At 58.5% G+C, this 2,644-nt stretch carries 1 protein-coding gene; it reads right to left on the bottom strand.

What is annotated here, in order from left to right; genetic code table 11:
* A partial coding sequence (locus MHN28_RS24690; RefSeq protein ID WP_239345696.1) for a cadherin-like domain-containing protein occupies positions 1–2,644 on the bottom strand: 2,644 nt, incomplete at both ends.

The following is a 2,644-nucleotide window of genomic DNA, read 5'->3' as shown; positions in this document are numbered from 1 at the left end:
TGCGGGTTCACGGTCAGATTGACGGTTGCGGTGTCGGTGAGCTGCCCGTCGGTGATGGTGTAGGTAAAGCTGTCGCTGCCTTCATACCCGGCATTTGGGGTGTAGGTCAGGGTGCCGTCGCCATTGTCGGTCACCGTGCCGTTGGTGGCCTGAGTAAAGGCGGTCAGGCTCAGCGCGTCGCCGTCCGGATCGCTGTCATTGGCCAGCAGGTCGCTGGCCACGTTGATGGTCAGCGCCACGTCTTCGGTTGTCGCCAATCCGCTGTCATCCACAGCCGCCGGGGCCGCGTTGCCCGCGCCGTTCACGTTCACATTGACGGTTGCGGTGTCGGTGTTGGTGCCGTCGGTGATGGTGTAGGTGAAGCTGTCGCTGCCCGAGAACCCGCTATTGGGGGTATAGGTAAAGGTGCCGTCGCCATTGTCGGCAACCGTGCCGTTGGCGGGTTGGGTAAAGGCGGTCAGGCTCAGCGCATCGCCTTCCGGGTCGCTGTCATTGACCAGCAGATCGCTGGCCACGTTGATGGTCAGCGCCACGTCTTCATCTGTCGCCAGGGTGTCATCCGCCGCAACAGGAGGATCGTTCACCGGCGTGATCGTCCCATCCTCATCGACAATCGGGTCGCTTGCGAATTCGAAGTAATCCACCTGAGCAGTGTAGCCTGTCGCCGGCCCGGTATTGCCAGCGAACACACCGGCCTGGCTGACAGTCATCGAATGGGTAAAGCTGCCGGCGGTGGTCCAGTTCTCCCCGTCGGTGGAATAGTCCAAAACCCACAGATCGCCGGTCCGGGTCACTCGCAGATACGGGGCGCTGCCTTCGGGGATGACCACGTTGACGGCCACGGAAGTGTTGCCGCCCACGGTGATCGCAGCAAAGGCACGCAGATTAGTGCCATCGGAATAGGTGTCGAACCGCAGCCAGTTGTTCACGTCCTGTTCAACCAGCAGGCCCTGCATCTGAAATTGCTCGGTCGGTGTGGTCAGGAACCGGGTTTCAAGCTGAAAATCCGTGTCAGCAATCGCCTGCACCGCCCGTGCACTGTTGTTGGTCGAGCCCCAGACATTGTGATCGCCATCCGGCGTGACAAGCTCCAGATAGGCATCCGAACCCGTCACCCCCAGCCCCACAGAGGTTCCCTGCGGACCCGCTATGTTCCAGGCCGGATCAAGAAGGTTAACGTCGCTCAAGCTGAGACCGATGAGGGTGGCCAGGTGGTACGTCGTGCCACCATGGGAGAGCATAAGCTTCACCCCGGTTGAAGTCCCTTCGAAAAAATAAGATGACTGAACCTGGGCCTCAGACAGACCAAGGTGGTTTGAGATTGCGCTGACATCAATGAGATCGCCTTCAGCCGCGTTGAAATCTACAATCCGATCAAAGTTCCCAGTAGAAAGAGCTGAGCTGTCGAGCACGAAAGTGTCTGCACCAGCACCACCTTCAATAAGATCTGATCCCGCGCCACCATTTATTGTGTTGTCACTTGCGTTCCCAGTAAGGCGGTCGCCAGCGTCGCTGCCATAGATATGCGTGACCTCTGGCGCAATGCTTTGCGCAGTTTCCCCCGGTGCGCCCGCCGTGATGCCAATTTCACTTTCCAGGAACGTGAAAAGTGCGTTTGCGTATTCGACATTTGCTTCCTGCGTCCAGTGCAGATCGTCTGCACTGAGATGATCAAGAGATTCCGGGCTTCCGGCTGTGACGAAGTCGGCATGCGGGTTTTCAAACAACAAAAGTGTGGGGTAAGTGGTCTGCAAGTCGTTGATTTTACTAATCAACCCAGGTACGTAGGTGCCGTTCCCCGCGTCTCCGACGACCGGTTGTCCGGCGACAATGCTGTAGCCGTGGTTCAAATACTCCGATGCTACTGCTTCCCGGCCGTTGTCAATTCGTGGTGCGATGGTTGAAACGACGAGGTATGCGCCCGCGTCTGCATTGGCAAAGAACTGGTTTATCGCAGTTTCATAATTGTCGATGATTGCCGCCACTGCGTCACCGCCGGACCCGACCGGGAACTCCGTCACATCTAAGATGTCGTTTGTACCGAGCATCATGAGCGCGATGTCGGGCGTATATGCAGCGGTTGCTTCTGAGATATCGGCCGCGCCTGCCACGCCGTTCCCTGCGACGTCTCTTACCGAAACTCCTACAACAGCGGCGTTGTCGGTATCCAGCATCCCTTCGGGGCCGTTGTTAGAGCCGCCAACGTAATCGATCCACCCACCTGCAGCGACCACATTTTCGAACAGAATCTGACGATAACCTTCCAGGATCGATGCCGGCACGTCACTGCCGGTTACACCAACGGTAAGGGAGTCGCCATTCGGCAGGACTGTCGCGGCATGGGTATACGAACCGGCAGACAAATCGACCACCACAGCACGATCTGTGCCTGCAAAAGAGAGCTCGTCACTACCACCACCGGGGCCATCTTCGGTGGTACCGCTCAAAACAAAGCTGGCAGGTGCAGGGTTATCCGCACCCGAGAAGTCGTCGGAGCTGGAGGTGCCGGCGGGGGGCTGCGGGTTCACGGTCAGATTGACGGTTGCGGTGTCGGTGAGCTGCCCGTCGGTGATGGTGTAGGTAAAGCTGTCGCTGCCTTCATACCCGGCATTTGGGGTGTAGGTCAGGGTGCCGTCGCCATTGT

The sequence above is a fragment of the Ruegeria sp. Ofav3-42 genome, assembly GCF_022347725.1.
Classification (GTDB): domain Bacteria; phylum Pseudomonadota; class Alphaproteobacteria; order Rhodobacterales; family Rhodobacteraceae; genus Ruegeria.
This window is presented reverse-complemented; position numbering and strand designations above follow the sequence as displayed.